Source organism: Saccharothrix saharensis, assembly GCF_006716745.1.
In the GTDB taxonomy this organism is placed as follows: Bacteria; Actinomycetota; Actinomycetes; order Mycobacteriales; family Pseudonocardiaceae; genus Actinosynnema; species Actinosynnema saharense.
In genome coordinates, this window is record NZ_VFPP01000001.1 from 800,284 (window position 1) to 816,882 (window position 16,599).

The 16,599-nt window shown below is 73.2% G+C and carries 13 protein-coding genes; 10 read left to right on the plus strand and 3 right to left on the minus strand.

The window, feature by feature from the left end; genetic code table 11:
- Positions 1-117 precede the first annotated feature (117 nt).
- The gene (locus FHX81_RS02910) at positions 118-1,392 is read right to left on the minus strand and encodes an amidohydrolase (protein ID WP_141975080.1); all 1,275 of its coding nucleotides are present in this window, start codon (positions 1,390-1,392) and stop codon (positions 118-120) included.
- A 327-nt stretch (positions 1,393-1,719) separates the two neighbouring features.
- On the minus strand, positions 1,720-2,790 hold the full coding sequence (locus FHX81_RS02915; RefSeq protein WP_141975081.1) for a LacI family DNA-binding transcriptional regulator: 1,071 nt from the start codon (positions 2,788-2,790) through the stop codon (positions 1,720-1,722).
- Between the two features lie 229 nt (positions 2,791-3,019).
- Between FHX81_RS02915 and FHX81_RS02920 the strand changes: the two genes are divergently transcribed.
- The 10 genes from FHX81_RS02920 to FHX81_RS41755 all read left to right on the plus strand — a co-directional run bounded on the left by FHX81_RS02920 (position 3,020) and on the right by FHX81_RS41755 (position 13,084).
- Positions 3,020-4,318: an ABC transporter substrate-binding protein gene (locus tag FHX81_RS02920; RefSeq protein ID WP_141975082.1), complete on the plus strand. Its 1,299-nt coding sequence runs from the start codon at positions 3,020-3,022 to the stop codon at positions 4,316-4,318.
- A gap of 2 nt (positions 4,319-4,320) precedes the next feature.
- Positions 4,321-5,247: a carbohydrate ABC transporter permease gene (locus FHX81_RS02925; RefSeq protein ID WP_141975083.1), complete on the plus strand. Its 927-nt coding sequence runs from the start codon at positions 4,321-4,323 to the stop codon at positions 5,245-5,247.
- Between the two features lie 29 nt (positions 5,248-5,276).
- On the plus strand, positions 5,277-6,092 hold the full coding sequence (locus FHX81_RS02930; protein ID WP_141975084.1) for a carbohydrate ABC transporter permease: 816 nt from the start codon (positions 5,277-5,279) through the stop codon (positions 6,090-6,092).
- Positions 6,093-6,116: 24 nt separating this feature from the next.
- Positions 6,117-8,009, plus strand: coding sequence for a glycoside hydrolase family 127 protein (locus FHX81_RS02935; protein WP_141975085.1), 1,893 nt, complete (start codon positions 6,117-6,119; stop codon positions 8,007-8,009).
- Positions 8,010-8,043: 34 nt separating this feature from the next.
- Positions 8,044-9,744 carry a carbohydrate-binding protein gene (locus tag FHX81_RS02940; RefSeq protein ID WP_211363358.1) on the plus strand — a complete coding sequence of 567 codons (1,701 nt, stop codon included), beginning with the start codon at positions 8,044-8,046 and terminating at the stop codon, positions 9,742-9,744.
- A 618-nt stretch (positions 9,745-10,362) separates the two neighbouring features.
- Positions 10,363-10,857, plus strand: coding sequence for a SigE family RNA polymerase sigma factor (locus FHX81_RS02945; RefSeq protein WP_141975086.1), 495 nt, complete (start codon positions 10,363-10,365; stop codon positions 10,855-10,857).
- Positions 10,854-11,636, plus strand: coding sequence for a hypothetical protein (locus tag FHX81_RS02950; RefSeq protein WP_141975087.1), 783 nt, complete (start codon positions 10,854-10,856; stop codon positions 11,634-11,636). Before FHX81_RS02945 ends, FHX81_RS02950 begins: the two co-directional genes overlap by 4 nt.
- 78 nt (positions 11,637-11,714) lie before the next feature.
- Positions 11,715-11,921, plus strand: a complete 207-nt coding sequence (locus tag FHX81_RS42555) for an IS3 family transposase (protein ID WP_141975088.1) — start codon at positions 11,715-11,717, stop codon at positions 11,919-11,921.
- 126 nt (positions 11,922-12,047) lie between these two features.
- The gene (locus tag FHX81_RS42560) at positions 12,048-12,509 is read left to right on the plus strand and encodes a glycosyltransferase (RefSeq protein WP_141975089.1); all 462 of its coding nucleotides are present in this window, start codon (positions 12,048-12,050) and stop codon (positions 12,507-12,509) included.
- Complete coding sequence (locus tag FHX81_RS41755) at positions 12,452-13,084, plus strand: glycosyltransferase family 2 protein (protein ID WP_170231907.1); 633 nt, start codon at positions 12,452-12,454, stop codon at positions 13,082-13,084. The genes FHX81_RS42560 and FHX81_RS41755 overlap by 58 nt, the downstream gene beginning before the upstream one ends.
- Positions 13,085-13,136: 52 nt before the next feature.
- Here FHX81_RS41755 and FHX81_RS02970 read toward each other — a convergent pair whose 3' ends face one another.
- Positions 13,137-16,592 carry a S8 family serine peptidase gene (locus tag FHX81_RS02970; RefSeq protein WP_141975091.1) on the minus strand — a complete coding sequence of 1,152 codons (3,456 nt, stop codon included), beginning with the start codon at positions 16,590-16,592 and terminating at the stop codon, positions 13,137-13,139.
- Positions 16,593-16,599 lie beyond the last annotated feature (7 nt).

Here is a 16,599-nt window from a genome sequence, read left to right on the forward strand (position 1 = left end):
GCTTCCCCCCGGTTCGCGCCACCCGCCGGGAACCCCCGGATCCCGGCCGACGCGGCACAGCAGAAGACCGCGGCCAGACAAGCCGCTGAACGCCGGCTGAACGCCCGGAGCCCTCGTTCAGCCGGCGGCCGGCACGGCGAGTGCGGCGTGCACCATCGCGCGCACACCGATCGGCAGGGCCCGTTCGTCCGCGTGGAACGTCGGCTGGTGCAGATCGCCCTGCGGGCCCTCGCCCGACCAGGTGCCCAGCCGCGCGTAGGAGCCCGGCACGTGCTCCAGGTACCAGCCGAAGTCCTCGCCGCCGGTGGACTGGGTCGCCGAGGCGACCGCCCGCGGTCCAAGCGCCTCGGCGATCGCCCGCCGCAACAGGGCGGTGCTCTCCGGGTCGTTGTCGACCACCGGCACGGCCCGGACGTGCTCGAGCTCGAACCGCACGCCCGTCGGGCGCAGCAACGAGCCGACGATCTCCTCCACCAGCGCGGGCAGTTGGCCGTTCACCACCGGGTCGCCGGTGCGCAGGGTGCCGCGCAGGACGCCGGCGCGCGGTGTGCCGCCGGTCGTGTCCGGCGCGTCCATCAGGCCCCACGCCAGCACCGTGCCGGACCGGGGGTCGACCCGGCGCGCCAGCATCGCGGGCAGCCCGGTCGCCACCACGCCGAGCGCGTGCACCACGTCGGAGCTGAGCTCGTTGCGCCTGCCCGTGCCGCACGCGACCACCCGCAGGTCGAGCATGTCGCACGCGGACGTGACCGGTCCGACCTTGGTCCCGATCCGCCCCACCGGCACCTTCGGGTCGCAGTGCAGGCCGAAGATCCGCTCGACGCCCTCGACCCCGCCGGCCGCGATCACGTCGTGCGCGCCGCCCGGCTCCTCCTCCGCCGGCTGGAACAGCAGCCGCACGCGACAGGGCAACGACGGCGCGGACGCCAGCGCCGCCGCCGCGCCGAGCAGGATCGCGGTGTGCACGTCGTGGCCGCACGCGTGCGAGACACCCGGTACGCGGGACGCCCACGGCTCGCCGGTGGCCTCCGGCACGGCCAGCGCGTCGATGTCCGCGCGCAGGGCGACGCACCGGGGCCCGCTGCCGACCTCGCAGATCACGCCGGTGCCGGCGGGCAGCACGCGGGGTCGCAGGCCGAGTGAGCGCAGGATCCCGACGATCGTCGCCGTGGTGCGGAACTCCGCGCGCCGCAGCTCGGGGTTCGCGTGCAGGGTGCGCCGCCACGACATCACCAGCGCCAGGTTCGCGTCGAGCCACTCGTCCAGCCACCGCGGTCCGCGGCCCGCGCCGAGGTCGGCCACCGGCACCAGGTCGTCGGTCAGGACGCCGAACGGGAGCGCGGCGGCGCCGTCGGTCGACGGCGGCCGGAGGTTGCTCGCGACAGAGGTCATGCTGGCCTGCCGTTCGTGCCAGGGCGTCGGGCCGCCTCGGGGAGCGACACGTCACTCGTGTCGGCCACATCCTGGCGCACCACGCGTGCAAGATCCACTGCGCAGCGTCGTAATCGCCCGTTCGGGTGGACGGTCCCCACGCCGCCCCGATCGCGCGGTGTTATCGCCAACGCCGACCAGCGCACTCCGCGTGGCACCGGGATCGGCCCGGGGTCGAGCCGATGATCGGCTTTCCGACAGCGCCACGCAAAGGCCTGCGCCACCACCGCGACGAGCGTGCGGGCGTCCGAGGAGCGACGGCGATGCCCAGCCGACCGCGCCGTGGCCCTAGACCCGCCCGACCCTGGTCGCGCCCGGCCGGACCGACACGGCGGTGGACTCGCGGAGCACCAGCCGGCACGGGCTGACGTGCCGCCCCGGCGCCGGCTCGCCGTTGATGGCGGCGAGCAGCAGGTCCGCGGCGGTCCGACCCAACCCCTCCAGCTCCATGTCGATGCTGGTCAACGGCGGCTGGCAGGCCAGGGCCATGACGTCCCAGTTGTCGAAGCCGACCAGGGCGACGTCGTCGGGCACCCGTCGACCCGCCGCGCGCAACGCGTCGGCCACCCCCCGCGCGATCTGGTCGCTGCCGCAGAACACCGCGTCGAACCCCTCGGCCGCGCCGAGCAGGATGCCGGTCGCCTGCCTGCCCCACGCCTCGCTCCACTCGCCGAACAGCGGCGGGCCGACCAGGTCCAGCCCGGACGCCGCCAGCCGCTCCACCGCGGCGGACGCGCGCACGGCCGCCGAGTGGTGGTGCTCAGGGCCGGTGACGTGGGCGATCCGCCGACGGCCGACGGCCAGCAGGTGGTCGACCGCCTTCCGCGCGCCGCCCACCTCGTCGGGCACCACGGAGCAGTCGTCCGGGTCGGTGGAGCTGATGAACGCGTAGACCACCGGCACGGGCAGGTCGACGCCGACGGGCGCGCGGGCCTGCGTGCGGCGGCCGGTGACGATGATGCCGTCGACCCGGCGGCTGAGCAGCGTGCGCAGGTAGTACTGCTCGCGGATCGGGTCGTCGCGCGCGTCGCAGAGGAACACCGACATGCGGCCCGCGCCCAGCGAGTCCTCCGCGCCGGTCATGAGCGGGATGCTGAACCGGCCGATGGTGTCGGTGGTGATCATGCCGACGGTGTAGGTGCGCCCGGAGTTCAACGTGAGCGCGGCCGTGTTCGGCTGGAAGCCCAGTTCGTCGGCGGCGGCCCGGACCCGCCGCCGGGTCTCGTCGCGCAGCGACCCGCGCCCGTTGAGCGCCTTGGAGGCGGTGCCGACCGAGACGCCCGCCAGCCGGGCCACGTCGCTGATCGTGGCCGGGCGGGCCGACGACCCGGCGTTGTCCTTCATTTTCCTCGGCGGCATGGGCGAAGGTTACCGCGCGCGGCCCGCACTGCTGAGCAGAACGACGAATCAGCACGTCACAGCCGCTCAACTCGCTCTTGACACGGTCCGGCGCCGTCCCTACGTTCTCAAGGCAACCGGTTTCCTAATTTTCCCCTCGACGCTCTCCTTCCACGCTGTCCGTCCCACGCCTTCCCTCCCACGCCGTCCTGCCCGAGCCGGGCGCGTGGTCGCACGAGGAGACACCCAGATGAGCTCACCCCCACCGCTGCGCGCACGCGGGCTGCTCGCCACCGCCGCGGCGGCACTGCTGCTCCTCGCCGCGTGCCAGAGCGGACCGTCCGCCGCCGACGCGGGTGGCACCACCGCCGTGGACGACGGCACCACGATCACCATGTGGACCCGGTCGCCCACGGCCACGTTCAGCCAAACCCTGGTGGACGCCTACAACGCGAGCCACCGCAACAAGGTCGAGCTGACCGTCTTCCCGGCCGACTCCTTCCAGCAGAAGGTCGGCACGGCCGCGGGCGCGAAGCAGCTGCCGGACGTCCTCGCCGCCGACGTGGTCTACGCACCGAACTACGCGGCCAAGGGCGTCTACCTCGACCTCACCGCCCGGGTCGACACGCTGGACTTCAAGGGCAGGCTCGCGCCCGCGCACGTGGAGGCCGCGACCCACCAGGGCAAGGTCTACGCCGTGCCGCACGACATCGACCTGTCCGCGGTGTTCTACAACAAGGTGCTGTTCAAGCGGGCCGGGCTCGACCCGGAGAACCCGCCTGCCACCCTGGACGGCCTGTACGAGGCGGCGAAGAAGGTCGACGCGCTGGGCGACGTGGACGGCTACTTCTACGGCGGCGCGTGCCCGGGCTGCATGCTGTTCACCACCTGGCCGATGATCTGGGCCGCGGGCGGCACCGTCCTGGACGAGCAGGGCACGGCCGCGACGCTGGACGGCGCCGCGGCGGCCGACGTCTACGGCACCATGCGCCGCATGTACGCCGAGGGCATCGTGCCCGCGTCGGCGAAGAACGAGTCCGGTCCCACGTGGACGCAGCTGTTCGCCGAGGGCAAGATCGGCATCCAGCCCATGGGTGCGACCGCGTTGCAGGGCATGCGGGAAGGCCCGGAGCTGCAGATCGGCGTCGCGCCGATCCCCGGCCCGAAGGGCGGCCGGTCGTCGTTCGTCGGCGGTGACGTGCTGGGCATCAGCGCCAACTCCACCAAGGCCGCGGCGGCGTGGGACTTCATCTCCTGGACGCTGTCCGAACAGGCGCAGGTCGAGGTGCTGGCGAAGAACAAGAACATCACCGTGCGCAGCGACCTCGCCGACAACACCTACGCCAAGCAGGACAACCGGCTGCGGGTGTTCAACCTGCTCGCGGGCGAGGGCCGGACGCCGATCTCGGTGAACTTCGGCAAGACGTTCAACGACACCAACGGTCCGTGGACGGCCGCGGTCACCGACGCGCTGTTCGGCTCGCAGGACGTCGGCGCGACGTTGAAGCAGCACAACGGGACCATCACCGAGTCGCTGGCCGGCAGGTGACGATGGCCACCGCCACGCGGACCCGACCGCACGCGCCGAGCCGGCCGACGACGCCACCGGGCCGTCGCCGCAAGACCATCGGGAGCGCGCGGCGCAGGCTCGGCCTCCTCTACGCCAGTCCCATGGCGCTGCTGGTGGTGGTCCTGTTCGTCATCCCGCTGGTGCTGATGGTGTGGATGTCGTTCAACCACTGGCCGCTGCTGGGCGCGTCGGCCCCGAACGGGGTCGAGAACTACAGCGCGCTGCAGGACCCGTTGTTCCTGCGGGCGATCGGGTTCACGCTGAAGTACACCGCGGTCACGACCGTCGTGCTCGGCCTCGTCGCGTTCGGCCTGGCGCTGCTGGTGCAGGAGTCGCGGCCGGGCGTGGGCGTCTACCGGACCGCGTTGTTCCTGCCCAGCGTGGTCGGGCTCGCGTCGACCAGCCTGCTGTTCTACGGGTTGTTCAACACCGAGGCGTCGCCGTTGAACGAGCTGGTCCGGTTCCTCGGGCTCGGCGCGGTCGACTGGCTCGGCTCGACCGACAACGCGCTGGCGTCCACGGTCGGGATGATCACCTGGCGGTTCGCGGGCTTCTACATGCTGATCCTGATGACCGGTCTGCAGAGCATCGACCCGCTGCTCTACGAGGCGGCGCGGGCCGACGGCGCGAACCGGTGGCAGGTCCTGTGGCGCGTGACGCTGCCGCTGCTGCGGCCGACGCTCGCGCTGACCATGGTGCTGTCGCTGACCGGGTCGCTGCTGGCGTTCGACCAGTTCTTCATCCTCACCGGTGGCAGGCACGAGACGGCCACCGTGGTCATCAGCGTCTACCGCGAGGCGTTCCTGTCCCAGGACCTCGGCCGGGCCGCGGCGGTCTCCGTGGCGATCCTCGCCGTCCTCATCGTCGTCAACGGCGCGCAGCTGCGGCTGCTGCGCCGCGGCCGGTGACCGTTCCCACCGCAAGGAGGTCGGGCGCCATGTCACGCGCGCGCACCGCCGGGTTCCACGTCACGGGCTCGGCCCTGGCCGTGCTGTTCCTGCTGCCGGTGCTGTGGACGCTGTACTCGTCGGTCAACGGCAGGCGTGCCGCCGACGGCGAGCCGGGCTGGGGCCTGGACAACTACGAGCGGCTGGCCGACCACGGCGGCGGGCTGGGCGCGTACCTGGTCAACACGCTGGTGGTGGCGGTGGTCGCGGCCGTGGTCACCGTGCTCGCCACCACGCTGGGCGGGTACGCGCTGGCGCGGCTGCGGTTTCCCGGCCACAACCTGCTGTTCGTCGTCACGCTGGCGATCCTGATGGTGCCCTACACCACCATCCTGGTCCCGCTCTACATCCTGCTCGGCTGGATCGGCCTGCAGAACTCGCTGGTCGGCCTCGGGCTGGTGCTGGCGGTGTTCCAGCTGCCGTTCGGCCTGTTCATGATGCGCAGCTCGTTCGAGGCGCTGCCGCGCGAGCTGGAGGAGGCCGCGCTGATCGACGGGTGCACGCCGGGCAGCGCGTTGTGGCGGGTGCTGCTGCGCGGTGTGCTGCCGGGCATCGTCACGGTCGGCCTGTTCTCGTTCCTCGCCGCCTGGAACGAGTTCGTCGCGCCGCTGATCTTCCTCACCGACGGCGCGAAGTTCACGCTGCCGGTCGCGTTGTTCAACCTCCAGTCCGGCAGCCTCGGGTCGGTCGACTTCGAGGCGCTGCAAGCGGGGGTGGTCACGTCGGCGTTGCCGTGCGTGGTCGTCTTCCTGCTGCTGCAACGGCATTACGTCCGAGGTTTCACCTCGGGCGCACTCAAGGGCTGACTCACGGGCTTGGAAGGAACACCCATGACCGCACACCCGGGTCCCGTCCAGCCGACCTCCGGCGCCACCTCCGCGTTGTGCCCGGTCGCGCTCGACGACGTCACCTTCGCCGCCGACGGCTTCTTCGGCCGGTGGCAGCGCCGCAACGCCACCGGCACGCTGCCGCACTGCATCGCACAACTTCAGGTCTCCGGTGCGCTGGACAACCTGCGGCTGGTCACCGGCGAGGCCACCGGCGAGTTCCGCGACATGTGGTTCGCGGACTCCGACGTGCACAAGACGCTGGAGGCCGCCGCCTGGCAGCTCACCTCGAACCCGGACGACGAGCGGCTGCGGGCGTTCGTCGACGCGACCGCCGCGTTGTTGGTCAAGGCGCAGGGCGACGACGGCTACCTCAACTCCCACTACACCGTCGTGAAACCGGAGCTGCGGTGGCAGGAGCTGCACTACAGCCACGAGCTGTACGTCGCCGGGCACCTGATCCAAGCCGCCGTGGCCGCCGCGCGGGCCGGTGTCGGTGACGACCTGGTCGCGGTCGCGCGGCGGTGCGCCGACCTGCTGGTCGACCGGTTCGGCGGCGCGGACGCGCCACCGGGGATCGACGGGCACCCCGGCGTCGAGACCGCCCTGGTCGAGCTGTTCCGCGTCACGGGCCACCGGCCGTACCTGGACCTGGCGCGCCGCATGGTCGACCGGCGCGGCCACGGCGTGCTCGACGGCGAGCGCTTCGGCTCGGCCTACCTGCAGGACCACGTGCCCGTGCGGCAGGCCGAGGAGGTGGCGGGCCACGTCGTGCGGCAGCTCTACCTGCTCGCGGGCGTGGTCGACGTCGCCGTGGAGACCGGTGACGAGGAGCTGTTCGACGCCGCCCGCCGGCTGTGGGACGACGCGTTCGGCCGCAAGACCTACATCACCGGCGCGCAGGGTTCCCGGCACCGCGACGAGGCGTTCGGCGACCCGTACGAGCTGCCCGCCGACCGCGCGTACGGCGAGACGTGCGCGGCCATCGCGAGCGTGCACTGGAACTGGCGGATGCTGCTGGCCACCGGCGAGTCCCGGTACGGCGACGAGCTGGAACGCGCGCTCTACAACGCGGTCGCGGGCTCGACGTCCGAGGACGGCACGAACTTCTTCTACTCCAACCCGCTGCACCTGCGCACCGGGCACGACGGCTCGCACGAGGACGCGCCGTCGCAGCGGCTGCCGTGGTACTCGTGCGCGTGCTGCCCGCCGAACCTCGCGCGGCTCGTCGCCTCGCTGCACGGCTACGCGGCGACGACCGACGACACCGGTGTCCAGGTGCACCTGTACTCGGCGGGCGCGGTGCGCACGGCGGCCGGTGAGGTCGTCACGCGCACGCGGTACCCGTGGGACGGCCGCGTGGAGCTGGACGTGACCGGACCGGTCCCGTTCACGCTCGCGCTGCGCGTCCCCGGCTGGTGCGCCGAGGCGTCCGTGCGGGTGGACGGCGTGCCGGTCGACGTGCGGGCCGAGGACGGCTACCTGCGGTTGCACCGGGACTGGTCGGACGGCGCCACGGTCACGCTCGACCTGGCCATGCCGGTCCGCGTGGTCACCGCGCACCCGCACGTGGACGCCGTGCGCGGCTGCGTGGCGCTGGCCCGCGGACCGCTCGTCTACTGCGTCGAGCAGGTCGACCTGCCCGCCGGCGTCGTGCTGGAGGACGTGCGGGTCGACCCGACCGCCGCCTTCGAGCCGACCGGGCTGCCCGGCGTCCCGGTGGCGCTGACCGCGCCCGCCGCCACCGTGCCGCCCGGTGACGACGCCCTGTACCGGACCGACGTCCCCGAACCCGCCGCCACCCCGTTCCGCCTCACCGCCGTCCCCTACTTCCTGTGGGGCAACCGGTCACCCGGTCCGATGCGCGTCTGGATCCCGACCACCACCACGGGATGACACACCCTCCCCCAACCCCCGAACGAGGTGCACGGTGCCAAAGCCGACACTGCGAACCGCGATAGCGGTCTCCGCCCTCGCCGCCACCACCCTGGTGGCCCTACCCCCGCACTCCGCCCAGGCGGCGGGCAGCACGCTCGTCGTGGACGCCGGCGTGCCGTTCCGGCCGGTCACCCGGGTGGCCGCCGGCGGCCTGTACGCGCTGGCCGAGAACAACCGGCCACCGGACCCGATGCTGCTGCCCATCAAGATGCACACCCTGACCCAGCCGCCGCCACGCGTCGGCCAGGCGCCCAACGGCCAGCCGCCCGGTGGTGACGCCCTCCTGGTCGCGCCGCAGGCGGACCGGGTGGGCGCCGCCCAGGTGATCCGGATGCCGGACATCTACCGCGACTTCCCCTACCGCTGGGTGAGCTGGAACGACTGGCTCGCCAAGGTCGACCAGATCGTCAACGACCGCCTGGCCGCCACCACGGTCAGCAACGTCACCGCGTACGAGATCTGGAACGAGGCCGACTGGACCTGGAACACCGCCGCCGCGGGCGACTTCAACGCGGGCTGGACGCGCACCGTCCAGCGCATCCGCACCCGCGACACCGTCACGCCCGTCGCGGGCCCCGGTGACTCCCACTGGAACCCCACCCGGATGAGGGCGTTCCTGACCAACGCCAAGAACACCAACACCCTGCCCGACCTGGTGGTCTGGCACGAGCTGTCCGGCAGTTCCGGTATCGCCGCGCACGTCGCCGAGTACCGGTCGATGGAGTCGTCGCTGGGGATCAGCCCGCGACGCGTCTTCATCAACGAGTACGCCACCACGGCCGAGATCGACGTGCCCGGCCGCGTCACCAACTACATCGCCAAGCTGGAACGCGCCGGTGTCTGGGCGGCCGACCGGGCGTTCTGGTACGAGTACGGGACCGTCAACGGCCTCACCCACAACAGCCAGCCGACCGCCTCCTGGTGGCTGTACAAGTGGTACGGCGACATGGCGGGCAACATGGTGCGCACCACCCCGCGCGCCCAGACCGGCCTGGACGGCTTCGCCTCCTACGACAGCACCCGTCGTCGCGTCGACGTCGTGTTCGGCGACGAGTCGGGCACGAACAACGTCCGCGTGACGGGGTTGGGCGGGCTCGGCGGCAGCGTCCGCGTCCGGCTGGAGTCCACGCCGGGCTCCGGCCGCTTCACCACCGTGTCGGCGCCGACCACCATCGCCAACACGACTTACCCGGTCACCAACGGCGAGATCACCGTGCCGGTGGCCAACATGTCGGCCACGGCGTCGTACCACCTCGTGGTCGAGCCGACCAGCGGCGCCCCGTCCTACCAGCAGCGGTACGAGGCGGAGAACGCGTCGGTGTTCCGCGCGGAGCGGCTGTCCGCGGGCAACGCGTCCAACGGCGGCTACGTCGGCCGGATCGACAACACCGGTGACCCGCGCAGCGCCAGCTACGTGGACTTCGTCGTCAACGTGCCCACGGCCCGCAGCTACACGATGACCATCGGGTACGCCAACGGCACGGGTGCGACCGCGACGCAGGGCCTGGCCTACAACGGCAGCGCCTGGTCGACGGTGAGCTACCCGGCGACGTCCGGGTGGGCCCAGTTCGGCACGGTGAACACCGCGGTCAACCTTAAGGCCGGTTACAACGTGATCCGCCTGGCGAAGGGCTCCCCCCACTTCGCGGGCGGCACCGGGTACGCGGAGCTGGACTACATCCAGCTGACCTGACCCCGTGCCCGTCCGGCTGTCGGCGGCACGCCCGGCGTGCCGCCGACAGCCCGTTCCTTTCGGTTCACCGTCACACAACGGCAGCGGCGGCCGAGCCCACGACCTCCGCCCCGTGACCCCGGCGCGCGCGACGTCCGCCGGACGTTCCCCGGGTTCGGGCTCCACCGCGACGCGGGCCTGTCCGGCGACCTGCGGCCCAGCACCGCGCCCGTGCCCGTGCCCGGCGAGCCGCTGCACCCCACCCTGGAGGGGTCGGGTTCGCGTCGTTCCGCGAAGGCGCCGTGGACCCCAACCACGGGTACTCCCACCGCCGTGAGCCGGTCACCGCGTCCGGCGGGCGCGACTCCGGGGTGGCGACCCCGTTCCGGGCCGGAAGCCACCTGTTCCGGCAGGTCAACGCGACTGCGGCCACGTGGGTGTCGGCGGGTCTGCTCGCCGAAGCGCCGACGCGCGGAAGGTGGTGGCCGCGGCGCAGGACGCAACCTGCGCGCCGTGAGAGGGTGCGGCGACGTCTCCGGCGGCAGCGCGGAAGTTCTTCCGCACCGCGTGCAACGGATCGGCCGGGTTCCCCGTTGAGGAGCGTGATCAAAAGCCGGTTGGCCGATCGGGAGAGAGTCGATGGAGTTCGGTGAGTACGTGGTCGGGCGGCGTCCGGCGCTGATGCGGTTCGCCACGGTGCTGACCTGCCAGGCCTGGCTGGCCGAGGACATTGTCAGCGACGTGCTCGGCCGCGCCTTCGAGCGGTGGGACCGGATCTCCGCGATGGCCGAGCCGCACGCCTACGTGCGGCGGATGGTCGTCAACGAGTACCTGTCCTGGCGCAGGCGGCTGGCCCGCACGACGCCCAGGGCCGAGATCGGGCCGGACACGTCGATCGGCGACGGCGCCGACGAGCGTGCGCGGCGGGACGCGCTGATCGACCGCCTGGCGCGGCTGCCGCGGCGGCAGCGGGCGGCGGTCGTGCTGCGCTACTACGCCGGGCTGACCGACGCCGAGATCGCCGTCGAGCTCGGCTGCCGCGTGACGACGGTGCGCAGCCAGATCTCGCGGGCGCTCGCCACCCTCCGCCTCGACCTGGCCGCCAACCCCCACACCTACCAGGAGACGAGATGACCGACTTGCGCGCGCTCGACGACGCCTTCGCGGAACTGGAGCGGCGGGCCGACGCGGTGACCGCGGCCAGGCCGTTCGAGCTGCCCCGCGCCCCCGCGTCGCGCCCGGCCGCCAGGCTGGTGCCGATCGCCCTCGCCGCCGCCGTGGTGGCCGGGGTCGCGACCGGCGCGGTGCTGCTGGTGCCGAACGCCGACCCCGGCACGTCCACCGCCCAGCCCGGCGCGTCGACCTCCGCGCCGGAGCCCGTCGTCACGACCACGCCACCGCTCGCGCACGACAGCCCCGAGGTGCTGGCCGAGCGGTTCCAGGCCGTGCTCGGCGACCTGGCGACGTTCGTCGTCACCGAACGCGGTCCGGGCGCCACGATGATGACGTTGCCCGAGTCCCCGGACAGCGCGTCGCCGGACGGCGGGGACCAGCAGGGGACGCAGGTGGGCGCGTCGATCGGCGGCACGCTGACGTCGGCCGGGGTCACCGGCGGCTTCGACCTGCTCATGTACCCCGGCACGGGAGGCGACCGGGCGTGGTGCCCCGCGCCGGACGAGCCGGGCTGCACCGTGCGCGACCTGCCCGACGGCTCCAAGCTGGCCACCGGCCAGGTGGCCTTGGAGGGGTCGGGCACGACGAACGAGGTCAAGCTCGTCCGCCCGGACGGCGTGGTGTTCATCATGCACGTCAGCAACCGCCGGTCACCGAAGGGCATGGGCCCCCTCCTCGGCCCCCACCCCCCGCTGACGGTCGAGCAACTGGTCGCGGTCGCCACCTCCGACCGCTGGTGACGACGCGTCGCCGGGAGGTCGCGACGGCCGGTCCGCGAGGCGCACCAGCCGTCCGCCCGCCGGCAGCGCGACGACCCGCTGCCGGCCCACATCCGCCGGATCCACCAGGCGAACCCAGGGCACGGCGCGCGGCGGATCCGGCAGCAGACGCGGCGCGAGGGCTTCACCGTGGCCCGTTGTACGGTCGAGCGGCTGATGCGGCAGGACGGGATCAAGGGCGACCTCGGCAGCGTGCTGGGCCCGTGCGCCGGCTCCGTCCGCGCGACCGGTCAGGGCACCTCGTGAACGCGTGCACGAAGGCGTCCGAGGCGCGCGAGCGGACGGCCGCCGGCGAACAGCCGATGACGGTGTCCGTCGTCATCCCCGCGCACAACGAGGAGGCGACCATCCGGGAGACGGTGGCTTCCTGGCCTGGCCCAGACCTTCCCGCTGGACCAGGTCGTCGTGGTCGTCGACAACTGCACCGACTCGACCGTCCAGTGCGCCCGCGCGGCAGGCGCGATCGTCATCGAGGGCAGGGGCGGGTCGAAGGCCGCCGCGCGGAACATGGCGCTCCCGCTGGTGGCCGGCGACCTGGTGGTGGCCCTGGACGGTGACGCCACCCTGAGCGTGGACGCCGTCTCGCTCGTGGTCGGCACGATCGGCGCGGGGGCGGTGGGCACCTGTCCCGCCGCGTTGCCCGGCGACACCGACTCCACCCACAGCCGGTACCGCACGCTCTCCCACGCCATCTCCAACGGCTGGGTGCGCAAGCTGCGGGACGTGCTCGGCCGCCGGATGGTGCTCAGCGGGATGGCGAACTGCCCCCGGAGGACGTGCTGCGGCAGTGCGGCGTGTTCCCCGAGGACGACATCACCGAGGACTTCACCCTGACCTGGCTGCTGCACCGCCGCGGCCACCGGGTGGCGCTCACGGCAGGCGCGTTCGTCCACCCGCGCGAGCCGACGTCGTTGCGGGAGCTGCTGTCCCAGGTCCACCGGTGGACCTCCGGCTACGCCCAGAGCACGGTGAAGCACCGGGCACCGCCGCACGGCGCGTCGTCGTTCGTGGTCGTGGCGACCCAGGTGGTCACCGGGTGGTGGGCGGGCCGGCCACCTTTTCGTCCGTGCCGTTCATCGCGCGCCACGGCGTCGAAGCCCTGTGGCGCTGGTGGAGCGTCCTGTGGGTGGTGGCGTCGCCGGGTGTCGTGGTCCACCAGGTCGGGTGGCGGACCACGCTGGGGTGCCTGCCCAGTCGGGTTCGTGCCGCGGACCCTCATCGGGCCGCTGACGGCGTGGTGGTCGGTGCGGGAGTGGGTGCTGGGCAGGCACCTGCTGAGCCGGACCGGCCGGCACGGGCTCAAGGCGGACATCACGCCCATGACCGCACAGCGCAAGTCCCTGCTGTCCGGCTGCGCCGCCGCGGCGGGTGTCGCCGCCCTGGTCCACCGCCGGGCGCGGCGGGGGTGAGCGCCGGTGGGGATCGCGACCCGGCGCGGGCCGCGGTCCCCACCGGGTGTCGTCAGCCCCTGAGCCGGTAGGCCCGCAGCACGGTCTGGTCGACCGTGTTGCCCTCGGTGTCGGAGGCGACGACCCGCAGCGAGACGTGCCCGCCCGGCTTGCCGCCGGCCGGGACGATCCTGGTCACCGGCGTCCAGGTCACGCCGTCGTCGAACGACGCGAACGCCTTGATCTCCCGCACCGCCGCCTTGCCCGCGCCCGCCTGCCGCGTCGCGGTGAACCGCACCGGCAGCGGCACCCCGGCCCGCGCGCTGTTGCGCAGGTCGAGTGGGACCTCGTAGCCCACCTGCAACAGCGGCAGGCCGCCTTGCGCCGTGCCCGCACTGGTGAAGCCCCACGTGGTGTGCACGTTCGTCGACAGCTCCACCTGCGGCGCGCCGCGTGCCGCGTCGAGCGACAGCTCGTAGCGGCCGGCCTCGGCGGGCACCTGCCACCGGCCGAGGCGCGGGTCGCCGGTGAAGCCGAGCGAGACACCGTCCCTCTTGAGCTCCATGCTGCCGTACCCGGTGGCCGTCCAGGACTCGACGGCGGTGGCGGTCGCGAACGGCGAGACCTTCGCCTCGATGCCGTTGCCGGTCCGCGTCACGCCACCGCCGGCCGCCCACTGCACGACCGAGGTGCCGCCGAGCCTCGGCGCGGCGACCGCGGCGTTCCAGTCACGCCGGTACTCCCGGCCCGGCTCGAACGCCACCGGTCCGAGGTCCGACCAGATGCCGACCATCGGATCACGCGCGTCCACGCCGAACATGCGGCCGATGAAACCCTCCTGGTACCAGCCGATGCCGTTGCCCGCGCTGTAGTACTCGGTGCGGGCGACCGGTGCGACCAGCGGTTCGTCCATCACGATGCCGAGGTTCGCCGTGCCGCGGAGCACCGGGTACAGGCGCTGGCGGACCAGCCCGTCGTCGCCGGAGGACCGGTAGCGCGCCTTGACCTCGGCCAGGTCACCGCGCCGGACCTCGTAGGTCCTGCCCGACGGGAGCGCACCCCGTTCCGGGAAGTACAGGTTGTAGCTGACCGGCGAGGAGCCGATCGCGTGGACCGCGACCTCGCGTCCGACCTGCGCCACCAACTGTTCCGCGCCGTGGTCGGACGCCGACAGCACCGGCAACGCGGTCTGGTCGGCTCCCGGGAACGGCAGCGGCCCGAGCAGCAGCACGGCCGCCGCGCCCGCGTCCTTCAGCCGCTGCGCCACCGCGTACAGGTCCTCGTCCGTGCCTTCCAGCACCACGAGCGCGCCCTTGACGTCACCATCGGGCCTCGCCGTGCGGAACTCGTGCGTGCCCGGCTCGAAGTACGGGCTCGCGTCGGCGTAGCGCACCGGCAGGCCGAACCCGCCCAGCGCCACGCGCGGCTGCGCGGCCTTCAGCGAGGTCGAGTAGGACAGCTGCGGCAGCGGGTCGCCGAACGACAGCCCGTACACCGGCGTGGCACCCTCGACCGGCCCGGTGACACCCGAGGTCTTGCCCGGCGCCATGGGTACGCTCAGGTCGACCTCGCGCTCCAGCGGCCGCACGCGGTCGTCGTTCAGGTCGATCGTGATCGGCTCGCCGGCCGCGGCGTTCAGCTCGACGGTCACCGCGGCGGTCATCGACACCCGGCCCGCGATCTCGGTGACCGAGACCGGCGTGAACCAGCTCGCCAGGGCTGAGTGCTGCTCGATCCGGCCGAGGACGGCGTAGTCGGAGACCGGCAGCCGGACCGTGCCGCGGCCCTCGGCGTCGAGCGGGAGCGTGCTGGACTGCCCGGTCTCCAGGTCGACCAGCAGCAGGACCTCGTTGAACGGCGCCTTGCCGTCCCGGCCGGTGATCTCCACCGTGAGCGGGTGGCGTTCTTCCTGCACGTACGCGCCGACCGACGTGGTCAGGACGACGCCGTCGGCGGTCGCCGTGACGTGACCGAAGAACGTGCCGAGGCCCTTGCGCGGGTCGAGCCGCACGACCACCGGCGCGCTGCCGTGCGCGGGCACCGTGACGCTCGACGGCACGGCGAAGTCGGCGCCGAGGTCGTGCCGCAGGTCGAGCGTCACGGGCCGGTCGCCGTCGTTGTGGTAGGTGACGGTCTTCTCGTGCACCTCCGTGTGCGGCCACGCCACCAGGCCGAACGAGAGGCTGCCGACGTCCGCGCGCACCGGCTGCCCGATCGCGCGACGCACGTCCAGCAAGCCCGTGCCGACGTGGTCGGGTGTGTCGGCGACCGGCTCGACCGACGTCATCAGCCGCGCCTTGAGCTGCGGCCCGGTCCAGGTGGGGTGGCGCTGCGCCAGGATCGCGGCGGCACCCGCCACGTGCGGCGCGGCCATCGACGTGCCGGTCAGCCGCGCGTGCAGGTCCCCGACCGCCTGGTCCGGCAGCGTGCCGCTCGCCCGTGCCGCCACGATGTCCGTGCCGGGCGCGGCGAGGTCGGGCTTGACGGCGTGGTCGCCGAACCGGGGCCCGCGCGAGGACGACTCGTTGAGCTGCCCCTGCTTGGTGAGGTTGGCGACGGCCAGCGCCTCGGTCGCCGCTGCGGGGGTCGAGACCTTGCGGTAGGTGTAGTCGTTGCCCGCCGCCACCACGAACAGCGCACCGGTCTCGGCCGTGAGCCGGTCCACGGTCAGCGACAGCGGGTCGGTGCCGTCGCTCTGGTCGCCACCGAGGCTGAGGTTGACGACCTTCGCCCCGACCTCCCGCGCCGCCCACTCCATGCCCGCGATGACCGCGCTCTCCGGGCAGCCGTACGTGCCGCAGACCCGGCCGACGGCGAGCTTCGCGCCCTTGGCGACGCCCGCGTACCGGCCACCCCGCCCGGCGACGGTGGCCGCGACGTGCGTGCCGTGGCCGACGTTGTCCTGGATGCCCTCGCCGGTGAAGTCCCGGGCCGCCACGACGACGTCCTCCAACTCCGGGTGGGCCTGGTCGTAGCCGGTGTCCAGGACGGCCACGGTGACCCCGCTGCCGTCGAACCCGGCCTGCCACGCGTCCGGCGCGCCGACCATCGGCACGCTCTGGTCGAGCGTGATCCTGGCCTTGCCGTCGAGCCAGAGCTTGTCCCCGGCCCGCGCTTCGACCCGGCGGTCCGCCCACCGCCGCGCGGCCTCGGACTTCACGATCGCGGCCGACGCCCGCAGCCCTTGGCCGAGCAGCGGGATCCGGTCGGTCGCGGCGTCGTCGTAGCCGAACCCCAGCAGGGCCGTGACGTCGAAGAACCGCTTGTCGACCCGGTCCTGCGCCAGCTCGTCGAGCGCGTCCTCGGGCACCACGAACTGGTGGTCCTGGTCGACGTACCGGACGAACCGCGTTCCCGGCCGCCCCTCGACGCGGACGACCGCCCCTCGGCCGTCCACGACCACCTTGTCACCGGTGATCAACGTGATGGTCCGGGCATCTCCCCCGGTCACCGGCTCGGCCTGTGCGGCCACCGGGCTCACCAGCCCGGCGGCCAGCACGGCGACCGCCGACCATCGTGCTCGACGCACGTGTCCT